General features: G+C 69.6%; 18 protein-coding genes. 11 read left to right on the top strand and 7 right to left on the bottom strand.

The genetic code is table 11. The features are described 5' to 3' along the window. Together holA and CK240_RS10760 are read left to right on the top strand one after the other, a co-directional pair. A complete protein-coding gene (gene holA, locus CK240_RS10765; RefSeq protein WP_095640349.1) occupies nucleotides 1-1,029 on the top strand; it encodes a DNA polymerase III subunit delta in 1,029 nt (342 codons plus the stop codon). Beyond that, on the top strand, nucleotides 1,026-2,273 hold the full coding sequence (locus CK240_RS10760; RefSeq protein WP_095640348.1) for a BaiN/RdsA family NAD(P)/FAD-dependent oxidoreductase: 1,248 nt from the start codon (nucleotides 1,026-1,028) through the stop codon (nucleotides 2,271-2,273). Before holA ends, CK240_RS10760 begins: the two co-directional genes overlap by 4 nt. Here CK240_RS10760 and CK240_RS10755 read toward each other — a convergent pair. Next, nucleotides 2,249-2,836 carry a glutathione S-transferase family protein gene (locus tag CK240_RS10755; protein WP_095640347.1) on the bottom strand — a complete coding sequence of 196 codons (588 nt, stop codon included), beginning with the start codon at nucleotides 2,834-2,836 and terminating at the stop codon, nucleotides 2,249-2,251. The genes CK240_RS10760 and CK240_RS10755 overlap by 25 nt on opposite strands. 138 nt (nucleotides 2,837-2,974) lie before the next feature. Between CK240_RS10755 and CK240_RS10750 the strand changes: the two genes are divergently transcribed. From CK240_RS10750 to CK240_RS10730, 5 genes are read left to right on the top strand one after another with little or no spacing between them, the layout of a single operon-like run. Next, complete coding sequence (locus CK240_RS10750; protein ID WP_095640346.1) at nucleotides 2,975-4,219, top strand: MFS transporter; 1,245 nt, start codon at nucleotides 2,975-2,977, stop codon at nucleotides 4,217-4,219. Between the two features lie 9 nt (nucleotides 4,220-4,228). Then, a complete protein-coding gene (locus tag CK240_RS10745) occupies nucleotides 4,229-5,149 on the top strand; it encodes a glycosyltransferase (RefSeq protein WP_240517380.1) in 921 nt (306 codons plus the stop codon). 55 nt (nucleotides 5,150-5,204) lie between these two features. Then, nucleotides 5,205-6,395 carry an MFS transporter gene (locus CK240_RS10740; RefSeq protein ID WP_095640345.1) on the top strand — a complete coding sequence of 397 codons (1,191 nt, stop codon included), beginning with the start codon at nucleotides 5,205-5,207 and terminating at the stop codon, nucleotides 6,393-6,395. Continuing rightward, nucleotides 6,388-7,437 (top strand): glycosyltransferase family 4 protein, encoded by a 1,050-nt coding sequence (locus CK240_RS10735; RefSeq protein ID WP_095640344.1) that lies wholly within the window; start codon nucleotides 6,388-6,390, stop codon nucleotides 7,435-7,437. Before CK240_RS10740 ends, CK240_RS10735 begins: the two co-directional genes overlap by 8 nt. Beyond that, a complete protein-coding gene (locus tag CK240_RS10730) occupies nucleotides 7,434-8,048 on the top strand; it encodes a glycosyltransferase family 29 protein (RefSeq protein WP_095640343.1) in 615 nt (204 codons plus the stop codon). The genes CK240_RS10735 and CK240_RS10730 overlap by 4 nt, the downstream gene beginning before the upstream one ends. Here the strand turns inward: CK240_RS10730 and CK240_RS10725 are convergent. After that, nucleotides 8,041-8,421 carry a hypothetical protein gene (locus tag CK240_RS10725; protein WP_095640342.1) on the bottom strand — a complete coding sequence of 127 codons (381 nt, stop codon included), beginning with the start codon at nucleotides 8,419-8,421 and terminating at the stop codon, nucleotides 8,041-8,043. The two genes, CK240_RS10730 and CK240_RS10725, sit on opposite strands and share 8 nt — an antisense overlap. 156 nt (nucleotides 8,422-8,577) lie before the next feature. On the opposite strand from CK240_RS10725, the gene CK240_RS10720 reads away from it, so the two are divergent. After that, the gene (locus tag CK240_RS10720; protein WP_095640341.1) at nucleotides 8,578-9,222 is read left to right on the top strand and encodes a carbonic anhydrase; all 645 of its coding nucleotides are present in this window, start codon (nucleotides 8,578-8,580) and stop codon (nucleotides 9,220-9,222) included. A gap of 73 nt (nucleotides 9,223-9,295) precedes the next feature. Here the strand turns inward: CK240_RS10720 and CK240_RS10715 are convergent, their stop codons facing one another. After that, the gene (locus tag CK240_RS10715; protein ID WP_095640340.1) at nucleotides 9,296-10,099 is read right to left on the bottom strand and encodes a response regulator; all 804 of its coding nucleotides are present in this window, start codon (nucleotides 10,097-10,099) and stop codon (nucleotides 9,296-9,298) included. A gap of 91 nt (nucleotides 10,100-10,190) precedes the next feature. On the opposite strand from CK240_RS10715, the gene CK240_RS10710 reads away from it, so the two are divergent. Genes CK240_RS10710 through CK240_RS10700 form a run of 3 tightly spaced genes read left to right on the top strand, consistent with a single transcriptional unit; the run spans nucleotide 10,191 to nucleotide 12,714 of the window. Next, nucleotides 10,191-10,337, top strand: a complete 147-nt coding sequence (locus CK240_RS10710) for a NepR family anti-sigma factor (RefSeq protein ID WP_095640339.1) — start codon at nucleotides 10,191-10,193, stop codon at nucleotides 10,335-10,337. 5 nt (nucleotides 10,338-10,342) lie between these two features. Then, entirely contained in the window at nucleotides 10,343-10,927 is a 585-nt protein-coding gene (locus CK240_RS10705) for an RNA polymerase sigma factor (protein ID WP_240517379.1), read from the top strand. Between the two features lie 11 nt (nucleotides 10,928-10,938). Beyond that, entirely contained in the window at nucleotides 10,939-12,714 is a 1,776-nt protein-coding gene (locus CK240_RS10700) for a sensor histidine kinase (protein WP_095640337.1), read from the top strand. Here the strand turns inward: CK240_RS10700 and CK240_RS10695 are convergent. The 4 genes from CK240_RS10695 to CK240_RS10680 are packed head-to-tail and all read right to left on the bottom strand — an operon-like array spanning nucleotide 12,711 to nucleotide 15,824. Next, nucleotides 12,711-13,622, bottom strand: a complete 912-nt coding sequence (locus tag CK240_RS10695) for a YihY/virulence factor BrkB family protein (RefSeq protein WP_240517378.1) — start codon at nucleotides 13,620-13,622, stop codon at nucleotides 12,711-12,713. The genes CK240_RS10700 and CK240_RS10695 overlap by 4 nt on opposite strands. A 27-nt stretch (nucleotides 13,623-13,649) precedes the next feature. Then, nucleotides 13,650-14,357, bottom strand: coding sequence for a DNA polymerase III subunit epsilon (gene dnaQ / locus CK240_RS10690; RefSeq protein WP_095640335.1), 708 nt, complete (start codon nucleotides 14,355-14,357; stop codon nucleotides 13,650-13,652). Continuing rightward, nucleotides 14,350-14,952 carry a dephospho-CoA kinase gene (coaE, locus tag CK240_RS10685; protein WP_095640334.1) on the bottom strand — a complete coding sequence of 201 codons (603 nt, stop codon included), beginning with the start codon at nucleotides 14,950-14,952 and terminating at the stop codon, nucleotides 14,350-14,352. Before coaE ends, dnaQ begins: the two co-directional genes overlap by 8 nt. After that, on the bottom strand, nucleotides 14,949-15,824 hold the full coding sequence (locus tag CK240_RS10680) for a shikimate dehydrogenase (RefSeq protein WP_095640333.1): 876 nt from the start codon (nucleotides 15,822-15,824) through the stop codon (nucleotides 14,949-14,951). Before CK240_RS10680 ends, coaE begins: the two co-directional genes overlap by 4 nt. Between the last annotated feature and the right edge of the window lie 252 nt (nucleotides 15,825-16,076).

The raw sequence follows: 16,076 nt of genomic DNA, 5'->3' as shown, positions 1-16,076 counted from the left end.
ATGCTTCTCAAGGGCGCCGAGATCGCGCGCTATCTCGCGCGGCCAGACCCGACCCGGCCCGCGCTGCTGATCTACGGGCAGGACGCCATGCGCGTGGCCTTGAAGCGGGCCGAGGCGGTCGCCGCCCTGACCGGCCCCGACGCCGAGGCCGAGATGCGCCTGACGCGGCTTGCGGGGGGCGATCTGCGCCGGGACGCGGCCGCGCTGATGGACGAGATCAAGGCCGTGGGCTTTTTCCCCGGCCCGCGTGTCGTGCTGGTCGAGGACGCGAACGACGCTGCCGCCCCCGCCATTGCCGCCGCGCTGGACGCCTGGTCCCACGGCGACGCGGTGATCGTTGTGACCGCCGGGAGCCTGGGGAAGACCTCGGCGCTGCGGAAGCTTTTCGAGCCGCACGGGTCGGCCGTCGTCGCGCCCATCTACGACGATCCTCCGGGCGAGGAGGAGATTTCGCGCTGGCTGTCCGAGGCGGGTCTGCGCGCTGTCCCGCCGGCGGCGATGCGCGACCTGACGGCGCTGGCCCGCGCGCTCGACCCCGGCGACTTCCGGCAGACGGTCGAGAAGATCGGGCTTTACAAGCACGGCGACGACAGCCCGCTGACGCCGGACGAGATCGCCGCGCTGGCTCCTGCGACCGTCGAGGGGGATGTGGACGAACTGGTCGAGGCGGTGGCCGAGGGCCGCTCGGACAGCTTGGGCGCGCTGATGCGGCGGGTCGAGACGCAGGGCATCCTGCCCGTCACGATCTGCATCGCGGCGCTGCGCCATTTCCGCGCGCTGCATGCGGCGGCATCCGACCCCGGCGGCGCTGCAGCGGGAATCGGGCGGCTGCGGCCGCCCGTATTCGGGCCACGCCGCGACCGCATGGCGCGGCAGGCGCAGGCCTGGGGGATGCGCGCGCTCGAGGAAGCGCTGCACCTGCTGATCGACACGGACCTGGTCCTGCGCTCGTCCTCGCGCGCGCCGGCGATGGCGGTGATGGAACGCGCCCTGATCCGGCTGGCGATGATGCCGAGGGGGCGGCGGTGACCGAGAAGGTTCCCGCCCTGGTGATCGGCGCGGGCCCGGCGGGGCTGATGGCGGCCGAGGCCCTGGGCGCGGCCGGGCACCGCGTGGTGATCGCCGAAGCCATGCCCTCGCCCGCGCGGAAGTTCCTGATGGCGGGGAAGTCGGGGCTGAACCTGACCAAGGACGAGCCCGCGGGTGTGTTCGCGGCGCGGGTGGCGGGGGGCGCTGCCCCCGCGTCCCTGCGGGACGCTCCCCCGGGATACTTGAACGAAGAAGAACTGCGCTCCATCGTCGAGGGCTTCGGCCCGGCTGACGTGATGGACTGGGCACGGGGGCTTGGAATCGCGCTGTTCGCGGGCTCGACGGGGCGGGTGTTTCCGGTCGGCATGAAGGCCTCGCCCCTGCTGCGGGCCTGGCTCGCGCGGCTGGCCTCGCAGGGGGCCGAGTTGCGGGTGCGCTGGCGATGGACGGGCTTTGCAGATGAAGGCCTGGCTTTCGACACGCCGGAGGGTTCCCGGGTGCTGCGGGCAGGCGCGACCGTGCTGGCCTTGGGCGGGGCAAGCTGGCCTCGGCTGGGGTCGGACGCGGCCTGGGTGCCGTGGTTGCGCGCGGCAGGCGTCGCGGTTGCGCCGTTCCGGCCGGCGAACATGGGCTTCCGCGTGGGCTGGTCCGCGGCGATGGCGCCATTGCAGGGCACGGCGGTCAAGGGCACGCGGCTGTCGGCGGGGCCCTTGGAAAGCCGGGGCGAATGGGTGGTGACGGCAACCGGGATCGAGGGAGGCGCGGTCTACGAGATCTCGGCGGCGCTGCGGGATGGGGCGGCGGGCGTCGTCGATCTGGTGCCAGACCTGGATGCTCGGGCGCTGGCGCAACGGCTGGCGCGACCGCGTGGCAAGCTGTCGGTCGGCAACTGGTTGAGGCGGGCTCTGGGCGATCCGGTCAAGGTCGCGCTGCTGCTGGAATGGGGACGTACGCTGCCCGACAGTCCGGCAGCGCTGGCCGCCCGCATCAAGGCGCTGCCCCTGCGGCACGCGGGGCCGATGCCGATCGAACGCGCCATTTCCTCGGCCGGCGGCATCGAGGCAGGCGCGCTCTCGCCCGAGTTGGAACTGAGCGCGCGACCGGGCATCTTCGCCGCCGGCGAGATGCTGGACTGGGAAGCGCCGACAGGCGGCTATCTGCTGACGACCTGCCTTGCCACGGGGCGGCACGCGGGACGTGCCGCCGCCCGGCGCCTGGATCACGAGCTGTCGGCCGCCAGATAGGCCGGACGCTGCCTGACGCGCGCTAGATAGGCCCGCAGCCGCGCATCCTCGGGCAGAGCCTGGTAGCGTTCGGCCCAGTGCAGGCAATGGCCCAGCACGATGTCGGCGATCGTGAAATCTTCCCCTGCCAGCCAAGGGGTGTCGGGCAGGGAGTCGGCCGCCCCCGCGAACCCTTCCGCCAGACAGTCCGCCACCCAGGCGCGCACCGCGGGCACAGGCGGGGGTCCGCGGCCCTGCATGAAGCTTGTCCAGTTCATCAGCGGACTGTCGATCCGTTCGGCCACCCGATGCATCCATCCCTCCTGCACCGCCCGCTCGACCGAGCCGGGCGGATGGGTCAGCGCGCCGTATCGGTCGGCAAGGAACGACAGGATCGCCGTCGAATCCTGCAGGATCGTCCCGTCGCGCAGTTCCAGCGCGGGCAGGCGGCCGCCCGGCACGGCGTCATGCGCGGCCTGCGTGAAGGGCATCACCCGGTCGTGCCGGTGGGGGATGTGCAGCTCCTCCAGCATCCACAGCAGGCGGAACGCCCGCGTGCCGCCATAGCCGATCACCTTGTACATCCGTTCCTCGTGCGACGCCTCAGGCCCGGCATCCTGCCACGCAGGCGTTAGCAAAGCGTGAAGGCGCAACCGTTCCGCGACCCCATTGACGGCCCGTCACGCCCGTAGTCATCTGCGTCCCGTCCCCGAGGAGCGCCCATGTCACAGTCCCGCCTCTTCACCCCGATCCTTGTCGGCGGGTGCCTGATCCTGCTGATCAACTTCGCCCTGCGCGCCAGCTTCGGCGTCTTCCAGATCCCCGTGGCCGAGACCTTCAGCTGGCCAAGGGCCGAGTTCAGCCTGGCCATCGCCATCCAGAACCTCGCCTGGGGCTTCGGCCAGCCGCTGTTCGGGGCCTTGGCCGAACGATGGGGCGACCGGTGGGCGATCATCCTGGGCGCGGCGCTTTATTCCCTAGGGCTGCTGATGACGGCCGTCGCCACCACACCCGAGGCGATGCAGCTGTGGGAGATCGCGGTCGGCTTCGGCATCGCGGGCACCGGCTTCGGCGTGGTGCTGGCGGTCGTGGGCCGCGCGGCCAGCGACGAGAACCGCAGCCTCGCGCTGGGGATCGCCACGGCCGCGGGCTCGGCGGGACAGGTGGTGGGCGCGCCGCTGGCGCAGGGGCTGCTGGCGTTCCTGCCCTGGCAGCAGGTCTTCATGGTCTTTGCCCTGCTGATCCTGTCGGTGCTGCTGTTCCTGCCGTTGCTGGGCAACGGCAGGCCCGCGCCGCGCCACGAGCTTGAGGACAGCATGGGCACCGTGCTGCGCCGCGCCTTCACCGACCCGAGCTATCTGATGATCTTCGCGGGCTTCTTTTCCTGCGGCTACCAGCTCGGCTTCATCACCGCGCATTTCCCGGCCATGATCACCGAGATGTGCGGCCCCATCGCGCCCGACGGCGGCCTTGCGGCGCTGGGGATCACCACGACCTCGGCGCTGGGGGCGGTCGCGATCTCGCTGATCGGGCTGGCCAACATCGGGGGCTCGATCCTGTCGGGCTGGCTGGGCAAGAAATACACCCGCAAGTACCTGCTGGCCGGGATCTACACGTTGCGGACGGTGATCTCGGCCTGGTTCATCCTGACGCCGATCACGCCCGCGACGGTGGTGGTCTTCTCGCTGTCCATGGGCGCGTTGTGGCTGGCCACGGTGCCGCTGACCTCGGGGCTGGTCGCCCATATCTACGGGCTGCGCTACATGGGAACGCTGTACGGCTTCGTCTTCCTGTCCCACCAGATCGGCTCCTTCCTGGGCGTCTGGCTGGGCGGGCGGCTTTACGACGTCTACGGCGACTACACGATGGTCTGGTGGGTCGGCGTGGGCGTGGGCGCCTTTTCGGCCCTGATCCACCTGCCGGTGCGCGAGGCGCCCTCGCGCAGCCTCGCCGCAACGCCCGCCTGAGGCCTGGGCTTGCCCCAGCCGAAGGTCACGGTGCTGATGGCGCTTTACCAGGGCGAGCGTCACCTGCGCGCGCAACTGGACAGCCTCGCCGCCCAGACCGCCGACTGGAGGCTGGTGGTCGGCGACGACGGCTCGAGCGATGCAGGGCCGCAGATCCTGCAGGACTTCGCCCGCGACCGGCCCGGGCGCGTCGAGTTGCGCCCGGGGCCGCGCCGGGGGGCCGCGGCCAATTTCATGGCGCTGCTGGCCGGTCTGCCTAAGGCGCCCGGCCACGTCGCGCTGGCCGACCAGGACGATGTCTGGCAAGCCGACAAGCTGTCGCGCGCCCTGGCGGCGCTGGAACCCTGCGGCGATCATCCGGCGCTGTATTGCAGCCGGGTCGAAATCTGCGACGAGGCGCTGCGGCCCTTGGGCCTGTCGCGCCTGCCGGTGCGCCCGCCGTCCTTCCGGCACGCGCTGGTGCAGAACCTCGTGCAGGGGAACACGGCGGTCCTGAACCCGGCCGCCGCCGCACTGGCGCGCGCGGCGGCGCAGGGCGCGGGCGAGGTCGTGATGCACGACTGGTGGCTTTACCAGGTGGTGAGCGGCGCGGGCGGGAGGGTGATCCACGACCCCGAGCCCTCGCTGCTTTACCGCCAGCACGGGGCGAATGTCGTGGGGGCGAACGACGGCGCCGGCGCGCGGCTGGCAAGCCTGACGCGGATGCTGCAGGGCCGGCACCGGGACTGGAGCCGGGCGAACCTGCGCGAGATGCAGCGCCTGCGCGACCGGCTGACGCCCGAGAACCGCCGCCTGCTGGACGACTTCGCCGCGCTGGCCGGCCCCGGCGCAGTGGCGCGGCTGCGGGCGCTGCGGCGCGGGGCCTTCTACCGGCAGGGGCACCTGTCGCAGGCCGCGCTGTGGCTGGCCGCCGCGCTAGGGCGGGTCTGACCTTGCAACCGCCTGCCCGCTGGCCCAGCCTCGCGCCGTCCTGCCCGGAGATCCGATGAGCCTGTTCCTGCACCCCGGCCTTGTCGCCCTGACGCTCGGTTATGTGCTCAGTCAGTTCTACCGCGCTTTCCTGGCGGTGCTGAGCTCGACCCTGCAGGCCGAACTGGGGGCGAGCGCGGGCGACCTCGCGATCTCGTCGGGGATGTGGTTCGTCAGCTTCGCGGCGGTGCAGGTTCCCGTGGGCTGGGCGCTGGACAACATCGGACCCAAAAGGACGGCGGCGATCCTGCTGGCCTTGGGCGGAGGCGGTGGCGCCGCGATCTTTGCGCTGGCCACCCAGGTCTGGCACCTGCACCTGGCGATGGCGCTGATCGGGATCGGCTGCGCCCCCGCGCTGATGGCGGCCTATTACATCCTCGCGCACGAGTTTCCGCCGGCCGTCTTTGCGGGCATGACGGGGCTGGTGGTGGGCTTCGGCTCGCTGGGGGACATCCTCGGGACCGCGCCGCTGGTCGCGCTGATCCATTCGGCGGGATGGCGCAACGCGCTGTGGCTGCTGACCGGCGCCACGCTGCTGGTCGCGGGCCTGCAGATGTGGCTGGTGCGCAACCCGACCCATGCGGCGGATGCGCCGCGCGGACGGATCGCGGACGTGCTGCGGCTGCGCGTGCTGTGGCTGATGCTGCCGCTGATCGCCGGAAGCTATGCCGTCTCGGCCGCGATCCGGGGGCTGTGGGCCGCACCCTACCTGCGCGACGTCTTCGGGGCGGACGATGCGGCGATCGGCAAGGCCACCATGGCGATGGGCATCGCCATGGTCGCGGGCAACCTTCTGGCGGGGCGCTTCGTGTGGCTGTGCCGGTCGGCGCGCAGGGCGGCGGTGGTGGGGCATGTGCTGGCGATCGTGGCGCTGGCGGGGCTGTGCCTGCTGCCCGCGCTGTCGCTGGGACTGTCGGTCGCGCTGCTGGCGGCCTTGGGGATGTGCGGGACCAACTATGCGCTGCTGATGGCCCATGCGCGCGGGCTTCTGCCGGTGCATCTGGTCGGGCGCGGCGTGACCTTTCTCAACATGATCTCGGTCGGCGGGGTCGGGGTGATGCAGTTCGCCTCGCGCCCCGTGCATCACGCGACCGATGCCCTTTTCGCGCCGGCGCAATCCTATGCGCTGCTGTTCCTGTTCTTCCTGGTGCCGGTGGTGATCGGGATGGTCCTTTACCTCAGAACGCCCGAGGCCGCCGATGCCTGAGCCCATGCAGATCGAGGTCGTGGCCCCGAACCTCAAGAAACGCCTGTCGGGGGTGACGGCGACCGTGGTGCGGCTGATTCCGGTGCAGGCGCGGATGATCGGGATCGTGGCGACCGGGCCGGGGCTGCCCTCGGATCTGCCGCATATCCCGCTGGCCCGCGCCGCGACCCTGCCGCGCGACCGCTGGCGGGTCTGGCACGCGCGGCGGAACACCGAGATGGCGCTGGGGCTGATCCTGCGGCACGTCCTGCGCCGCCGCTATCGGCTGCTGTTCACCAGCGCGGCGCAGCGGCGGCACACCGGCTTCACCCGCTGGCTGATCCGGCGCCAGGACGCGCTGATCGCGACCTCACCGCAGGCGGCGAGCTATCTGGAACGCCCGGCGACCGTGATCCTGCACGGCGTGGACACGCAGGTCTTCCATCCCGCCGAGGACCGGGCGGCCCTGCGGCGCGAGATGGGGCTGGACCCTGACGCGCTGCTGGTCGGCTGCTTCGGGCGGGTGCGGGCACAGAAGGGCGTGGACCTGCTGGTCGAGGCCGCGCTGCGCGTCTTCCCCCGCCACCCCCGGGCGCAGCTTGTCTTCTCCGGCCGCATCACGCCCGACAACCGCGCCTTCGCCGACGAACTGATGGCAAAGGCCAGGGCGGCGGGTCTGGACGACCGTATCCGCTTCCTCGGCGAGATCCCGTGGGACGAGGTCGTGAAGCTTTACCGGACGCTCGACCTTTTCGCGGCCCCGGCCCGGTGGGAGGGCTTCGGGTTGACGCCGCTGGAGGCCATGGCCAGCGGCGTGCCGGTGATCGCGGCCCGCGTCGGCGCCTACGAGACGCTGATCCGCGACGGCGAGACGGGAACGCTGATCCCCCGCGAGGATGTGGATGCGCTGGCCGCGGCCCTCGACCGCTGGCTGTCCGACGATGCGGGCCGCGCGGCGGCAGGCCGGGCCGCCCGTGCCCATGTCGAGGCGAACCACGCGATCGAGTCCGAGGCCCGTGCCATTGTCGCCGTTTACCGCCGCCTGCTGGAGACGGGGCGATGAACCGGCTGGGCTTCTATCTTGCCCGGACGCTGCGGAACGACGCGGCCATTGCCGCGCTTTCCGTGCCGCAGGCCGAGCTGCTGGGGGCTGCTTCAGGCAAGCAGGTCGCGCTGGTCGGCAATGCCCGCGCGCTGTCGGGCGGGCGGCAGGGGGCCGCCATCGACGCGGCAGATCTGGTGGTGCGGATCAACCGCGCGCCCATGACCTCGGCCGAAAGCCACGGAACGCGCACCGACTGGCTGGCGCTGGCCGTGCGGCTGCCCGAAGCCGACCGCCAAAGACTTGAGCCCGGGCGCATCCTCTGGATGTCGCCCAAGCGCAAGCGGCTGGACTGGGCGACGGCCCGCAGCCCCGGTTTCTACCTGCATCCGCTGGCGGATTATCATGCCCTGGCACGCCAGCTTGGCGCGCCACCCAGCACCGGGATCATGGCGGTGGACCTGCTGCTGCGCGCGCCGCTTTCCGCGCTGACCCTCTACGGCTTCGACTTCTTTGCCTCGCAGTCGCTGTCCGGCTCGCGCAGCGCGGCGCAGGTGCCCCACGATTTCGCGGCCGAGGCCGCCTGGGTCCGGGCCCGTGCGGTGGCGGACCCAAGGCTGCGGCTCAGCTGAGGCCCTGCCGCTCGTCCCAGATCTCGGTCAGCGAGCGGTTGCCGATCCGCATCAGCCGCGCCAGCGTGGCCGACAGCCCGATCCCGTCGCGCCGTTCCGCGCAGGCCGCGACATCGACAGCGACGCCCGCAAGCGAGGTCAGCCCCACCTGCCAGGCAAGGCGCGACAGCATCTCGGCCCCCGCCGTCAGGGTCGCCATGTCACCCGCCATCGCTGCCTGCCGCGCGTCGGCCAGGGCCTGCGCCAGTTGTTCCAGCGCCACGCAGATCACGTCCTGCGCCGCCGTTTCCCCCAGTTCGTCCACGATCTCGCTTAGGCGCCGCGCATCGACATGCACGGGCTCCTGCACGGCCAGAACCATCAGGTTCGCCATCACCTTGCCCCATTGTTGTCTTACCCCGTGTCCCCACACGTGAGGCGCAGATTGCAGATGGCGACCTAAGAAATCCTTGAGCGAGACCGCAGAAAACCCTCGAAGTTTAGGGATCGCGGAACTATCCAGAGGGCCGAGATCCGAACCGAGGCCCTCATGACCGTCACCCGTCCGCTGCCCAACTACCTCATCCAGCGCTATCATGGCTGGCGCGCCACTTCGTTCGAGGAAAACCAGACCTGGTACCGACGGCTTGCCGACGACGGGCAAAGGCCGCGCGCGATGGTGATCTCGTGCTGCGATTCCCGCGTGCACGTCACCTCGATCTTCGGGGCCGACAGCGGCGAGTTCTTCATCCACCGCAACATCGCCAACCTGGTGCCGCCCTATGCGCCGGACGGCGAACAGCACGGCACCTCGGCCGCCGTCGAATACGCGGTGCGCAGCCTGCGGGTGGCGCATCTGATCGTCATGGGCCACAGCCGCTGCGGCGGCGTGGCGGGCTGCCACGCGATGTGCTCGGGTCAGGCGCCCGAGCTTGAAGATGCCACCAGCTTCGTCGGCCGCTGGATGGACATCCTGCGCCCGGGCTACGAGCGCGTGACCGGCCTGCCCGCCGACGAACAGGTCCATGCGCTGGAAAAGATGGCGGTGCGGGTGTCGCTGGACAACCTGATGACCTTCCCCTTCGTGGCCAGCGCGGTCGAGGCGGGCGAGCTGTCGCTGCACGGTCTGTGGCACGACATCCGCGACGGCGAGCTGATGATGCTGGCCGAGGACGACCGCTTCGTCCCCCTCTGACACCCATCCCCGTCCGAAAAACAAAAGCGGCGCCCCAAGGGGCGCCGCTTTTTTCCGTTCTCGGGGAAAGGCCTCAGGCGGCGCCCAGGCCCTCGGTCGAGGCAAAGAACATCGCCTGGGACACGGCCGAGCGCACCTGTTCTTCCGAATAGGGCTTCGAGATCAGGAAGGCGGGCTCGGGCCGGTCGCCGGTCAGCAGCCGTTCGGGGAAGGCGGTGATGAAGATCACCGGGATATCGCCGAGCGAGCCCAGAAGCTCGTTCACCGCGTCGATCCCCGAGGAGCCGTCGGCCAGCTGGATGTCGGCCAGGATCAGGTCGGGGCGGCGGTTCGCGGCCAGTTCCACCGCGGCGGTGTGGGTGCGGGCGACGCCCGTCACCTCGTGACCCATCGCCTGCACGATGCCCTTGAGATCCATGGCGATGATCGTCTCGTCCTCGATGATCATCACGCGGCCGCGGATCGCCCGGCCCATCTCGTTCAGGGCGATCTGGACCAGTTCCTCGGCTTCTTCCTGGTCGATCTGCATGATCTGCGCGATCTGATCGTAGCGCAGTTCCTCGATCGTGCGCAGCAGCAGCGCCTCGCGCGAGTTCGCGGTCAGGCCGCGCAGGTGCGACTGGGCCACCGCCTCGCGCGAGTTCTGGTCGTCGCTGGCCACCGGCTGGCCCGAGCTCTGCCAGATGGCATGAAAGGTGCGGAACAGCCCGATGCGGGTGTCGTCGCCATTCATCAGGCTGCGGTCGCTGAGAATCGCTTCCAGCGTGGCAGCGGCATAGTTGTCCCCCGCCGTCTGGCTGCCCGTCAGGGCACGCGCATAGCGGCGCAGATAGGGCAGCTCGCGGCCGATGGATTGGGCAAGATCAGCAGCGGACATGGCGAAACCTCAAATTTATCCCCAACGGGAACCTTGACGTCCTCTAACGGTTAGGCAACGTGCGCACAAGATTTCCGGGACCAACAAATACATGAACACGAGGCGGGAAGAACGAAAACGCGCCGCCCTTGAAAAGCAGATCGATGAGAATCTGCGGCGCGTCTATGAGCAGGAAACGCAACAGGAAGTGCCTGATCGCTTTCTGATTCTTCTCGAGCGCCTGCGCGAGCAGGAGTGATGCGGATGTCCAGAGCGGCCGACAGCAAGGCCCAGTCCGGTCCCGATCCCCGCAGCGAGCTGGTGGATCACCTGCCCGCCCTGCGGGCCTTTGCCCTGTCCCTGACCCGCGAAAGCGCGTCGGCGGACGACCTCGTGCAGGACACGATCGTCAAGGCATGGACCAACATCGAGAAGTTCCAGGCCGGCACCAACCTGCGTGCCTGGCTGTTCACGATCCTTCGCAACACCTTCTATTCCGCGCGCCGCAAGACCCGGCGCGAGGTCAGCGACACCGACGGCATCCATGCCGCCCGGCAGGCCACCCGCCCCGAACACGACGGGCGGCTGGCGATGAACGACTTCAAGGTGGCCTTCGAGCAGCTGCCCGACGAGCAGCGCGAGGCGCTGATCCTTGTTGGCGGTTCGGGCTTTTCCTATGAGGAGGCCGCCAGCATGACGGGCGTGGCCGTCGGTACCGTCAAGTCACGGGCAAACCGGGGCCGGCGCCGGCTGGCCGAGCTTATGCAGATGGCCGAGGGCGAGGAACTGGACATGACCGATCGCGCAACGCTGGCCGTCATGGCGGTGAACCAGCCCGTTTCCCGCTGAAGGGAAACGGGATGCTGGGAACAGGCGCGTCCTTCACCCGGACACTCGGGTTCCGGCTGGGGATGCTGCTCAGCATCGCGATCCTGCCCATCGGCATGATCTCGATTCTGCAGACGCTGCACCTGTCGCGCGAAGCGGAACGCTCGTCCGAGATCGCGATCCAAGGGCGGACCGCGGCCGCGGCCGCCGGGGAACGGGCCCTGCTGCAGGGCGCGATCGGGACAGCCGACGCCTTGGGCAGTTCGGTTCTGGCGCTGCTGGGCGACCCGGCCGCCTGTTCCGAGATGATGCGCGACTTCGTCCAGCGCAGCGCGACATTCGTTTATGCCGGCTTCACCACCATCGACGGGCGCAACACCTGCTCGTCCGGAAACCGTGTGGTCGATCTGAGCGGATCGCCGCATTTCCAAGCCTTCATGCAGAACCCCGGGACGCTGATCACCGCCACCCAGTCGGGGGCCGTGTCGCGGCAGTCCGTGGTCATCGTCTCGCAGCCCCTTTACCGCGATCAGGAACTGCTGGGCTATGTGGCGGTGTCGCTGTCCCATGACCTGCTGCTGTCCACCCATGCCACCGCCTACTGGTCGGACGGGGCGCGGATCGTCACCTTCAACAGCGCGGGCCAGGCGCTGGTCGGGGATTTCGGCAATGGCAGCGATCCTGCCGGGATCCTGCCGCAGGGCATGACGCTGGATTCGCTGATCCCGCTGACCGACACGACCTTCCGCGCGACCTCGAACTCGGGCGAGCAGCGGGTCTTTTCCGTCGTCGCCGTGGTTCCCGACCTCGTCTACGCGATGGGCAGCTGGAGCCCGCAGCTGACCGGCATCGCCGGGCTGAACGTGTCGCGCTTCGCAGCGGTGCTGTTTCCGGTGGCCCTCTGGGTGGTGTCGCTGGCCGTCGCCTATTTCGCCGTCTACCGCCTGGTTCTGCGCCATGTGCGCGAGTTGCGCGGGCAGATGCGCCGCTTCGCGCTTGGCAACCGCGACGCCCCGCCACCGATCCTGGAAAGCGCGCCGGGCGAGATCCGCGACGTGAGCGAGACCTTCCACAACATGGCCCGCATCGTGATCCGCGACGAGGCGGCGCTTGAGGAAGCGGTGGCCGAGAAGACGGTCCTGCTGAAAGAGGTCCACCACCGGGTCAAGAACAACCTTCAGCTGATCGCCTCGATCATCAACATGCAAAGCCGGGTGATCGACGACACCGACGCCAAGCGGGTGCTGCGCTCGGTCCAGGACCGGGTGGCGTCGCTGGCCACGATCTACAAGAACCTCTATCAGGCCGAGCATCTTGAATCGGTCGAGGCCGACCGGCTGATCCGCGACATCATCGGCCAGATGTCCACGGCCTCGGTCGTGAACGACCAGTCGATCCAGGTCGATACGCAACTGGAGCCCCTGGTGCTGCTGCCCGACCAGGCGGTGCCGCTGACGCTGCTGACCACCGAGGCCTTCACCAACGCGTTGAAATACGCCGGCAAGCCTCCGGGGGCCGAGCGTGCCTGGGTCCGCGTGCAACTGCATCGCGACCGGGACGGCTGCGCGGTGCTGACGATCGAGAACTCCCTCGGCCGGCCGATCAACGAGCTGGAAGGAACGGGCCTCGGCAGCCAGTTGATCGAGGCCTTCGCCATGCAGCTCGATACCGAGAGCGAGGTCACCACCGAAGGCAACGTGTTCCGCCTGCACCTGCGCTTCCGCCCCGACACGCGCCACAACCTGCGCGAGCCGGAACAGCGCCGGGTGGTGCTGACCTCGGCGGCCCGCGAGGGCGCGCGCCACTAGGCGGCGCGCTGGGTTTCGGCGTTCCTGCGTTCCTCGGCCATCCTGCGGGCCAGCGCGCGGGCCTTGCGCGCCTGCACCAGCCGCTTGTGGCGGTCCAATTCCACATTGATGAGCGCGCCCATCATCACCGAGAAACCGGCGAGATAGAACCACATGAGCAGCGCCACCACCGCACCGATCGAGCCGTAGATGCGGTTGTAGCTGTCAAAGCGGGCCAGATAGCCTGAAAACGCCACCGAGGCCGCGGCCCAGGCCAGGGCCGCGAACAGCGCCCCCCAGGTGAAGATGCGGGTGCGCGGCGTCTTCACGTTCGGCCCGTAGCGGTAAAGGATGCCGATCCCGATGATCACGATGGAAAACATCGCGGCCCAGGGCACCACGCCAATCAGCCAGTTGCGAACCGGTCCCGGCTCCATGAAGTTGAAGGCCAGGGGCACGATGACGATGGTGGCAAGCCCTAGGATCACCACCCCCACGATGGCCAGCGTCAGCGCATAGGCCAGCACGAAGCCTACGATCGTCGAATGCGACCTGACCCCGTAGGCCGCGTTCAGGCCCCGCACCAGCGCATCGACGCCCGCCCGTGCGGCAATGGTGGCGATCACGAAAGAGATGGCCGAGGCCCAGCCCAGCTGGGTGCGCCCACCCGAGGTCAGCGCGTCGATCTGGGCATGAAGCAGGGCGGCTGCCTGGCTGGGCACAAACTCGTCCACATAGCGGTCGTATTCCTGGATGATCGCCGGATCGAACCACAGCCCCCACAGGGTGATCAGGGCCGCGAGCCCGGGAAACACCGCAAACATGGCGTAAAAGGCCACCCCTGCGGCGATCAGGCCCATGTGGATCTTGTCCATCCGCTCGAACAGGGCGGCGACAAAGCCCCAGGATTCGCGCAGATAGCTGATCATGCAGGCCATCCCGGCATGGCGCGCCCGTCAGTTCGCCGGGACATCGCGCAGCCACAGGGCCTTGCCGCCCATGCGGGCGACAAAGGCGGCATGGGCCTCGCGCTCGGCGGCGGTGATGCGGGGGGCAAGCGGCGCGGGCCGGGCCGCGCGCGGGCGGTGCTGGGTCGTGGCGGCAGGGCCTTCGGCCGCGCGGGCGGGTTCCGCGACCAGCACGAGGTCGGGCTGGCGGCCGCCGATCAGCTCGAGATAGACCTCGGCCAGAAGCTCGCTGTCCAGAAGCGCGCCGTGCAGCGTGCGGTTCGAGTTGTCGATCCCCCAGCGCCGGCACAGCGCATCCAGCGACACCGGGGCGCCCGGAAACTTCTGGCGCGCCATCGCGACCGTGTCGAGCGCGCGCGACATGGGCATCGTGGGATGGCCCGCGCGGCGCAGTTCGGCGTTCAGGAACTTCATGTCGAAGGCGGCATTGTGGATGACCAGCCGGGCATCGCCGATGAAGGCGAGGAAGTCGGCGGCCACCTCGGCAAAGCGCGGCTTGTCGGACAGGAACTCGGTCGAAAGTCCGTGGACCGCGAAGGCGTCCGCCGGCATGTCGCGTTCGGGATTGATGTAGACATGGAAATGCCGGCCCGTGGCCAGGTGGTTCATCAGTTCGACCGCGCCGATCTCGACGATGCGGTCGCCGGTGTCGGGGTCGAAGCCGGTGGTTTCGGTGTCGAGGACGATCTCACGCATGGGTCTTGGTCTTTCGGTCGGCGATCTCGGCCAGGATGGCTTCGACGGCAGCTTCGGCCTGGGCCAGGGTGTCGGTCGGGATGATCCACGTCGCGCGGGCGCGGCGGTCGGCGTCGCTCATCTGCCGGGACAGGATCAGGGATAGCGTCCCTTCGTCCATGCCCGGACGGGCGAGGACGCGGGCGCGCTGGATTTCGGGCGGGGCGGACACGACGGCAATGCCGTCCATATAGGCGTCGGCCCCCGTTTCGAACAGGAGCGGGATGTCGAGCAGGACCACGGGCGCCCCGGCACGGTCCGCCAGGAAGGCAGCGCGGTCGGCGGCAACCAGCGGGTGCACGACGGCTTCAAGTTGGGCCAGACGGCCGGGCGCCTCGGCCAGAAGCCCCTTCAGCACGGCGCGGTCGATGCCCTCGGGGCCTAGGGCCGAAGGGAAAAGCGCGGCCACGGGTTCGACGGCAGCGCCGCCCTTCGCGTAAAGCCGGTGGACGGCAGCATCGGCATCCCAGACGGGCACGCCCCGACGCGCGAACATCGCGGCCGTCGTGGTCTTGCCCATGCCGATGCCCCCGGTCAGGCCGAGCCTGAAGCTCATCCCAGCACCGCCGCGCGCAGGGGTTCGTCGACTTCGGGGCGGACGCCGAACCAGCGCTCGAACCCCGGTGCCGCCTGGTGCAGAAGCATGCCGAGGCCGTCCACGGTGATGCAGCCCCGCGCCCGTCCCGCACGCAGGAACTCGGTGTCGAGCGGGGTGTAGACGAGATCCGTCACCAGCGCCCCGGGTGGCAGTGCCTCCAGCGGCAGATCCAGCGGCTGGCCGCCCTTCATCCCCATTGAGGTCGAGTTGACGACGGTAGCGGCGCCATCCAGCATTTCGTCAAGCCGCGACCAGTCGTGGACGGTCACGCGGGCGCCGAAATCCTCGCGGATCCGCTCGGCGCGGGCGCGGGTGCGGTTGGCGATGCGCAGTTCCGGCACGCCGCGTTCCAGAAGGGCGGCGACCACGGCGCGGGCGGCGCCCCCCGCGCCGATCACCGCCGCCGGGCCCGAGGGCGGGCGCCAGTCAGGCGCCTGTTGCAGCAGATTGGCGATGAAACCGTGCCCGTCGGTGTTGTCGGCATGGATCTTTCCGTCCGGGCCGAAGGTCAGGGTGTTGGCAGCGCCGATCAGCGCCGCACGGTCGGTCACGACATCGGCGAGCGCCAGAACGGCTTCCTTGTGCGGGATCGTCACGTTGACGCCGACAAAGCCCGCGCGAGGCAGCGCATGGAGAACCTGGCCCAGGTGCTCGGGCCGGACAGCCAGGGGAACATAATGACCCGCCACGCCGTAGCGTTTCAGCCAGTGGCCATGCAGCGCAGGCGAACGCGAATGCGCCACCGGCCATCCCATCACCCCCGCCAGCGGCACCTGCACTGCCGGGCCAGCCTGCCCGTCCGCCACTTTCGCCGCCGCGCTGTCGTTCATTCCGTACCCTCGCCGCCCCAGCCCTCCTTGTCTAGCGCGGGGTGCGTTGGAGGGAAAGCGCGGGGTGGGGGAGCCCTGCCTGTGGATAACTGTTCGCCAAACCGCAGGGCAGGACAGGGGTGTGCCCGGGGGACAACTGGATGGACCACGAGGGCTGGGGATGAATGGCCGAGACAAAGAGAGAACACCGGATCCTTGTCCACAGGAAGACAACTATCCCAAGATCAATCCCCGGTCTGTGGATTAACAGAG

This window comes from Paracoccus salipaludis (genome assembly GCF_002287065.1).
Lineage (GTDB): Bacteria > Pseudomonadota > Alphaproteobacteria > Rhodobacterales > Rhodobacteraceae > Paracoccus > Paracoccus salipaludis.
Note: the sequence above shows the minus strand (reverse complement) of the source record. Positions and strands in the feature narration are given on the sequence as shown.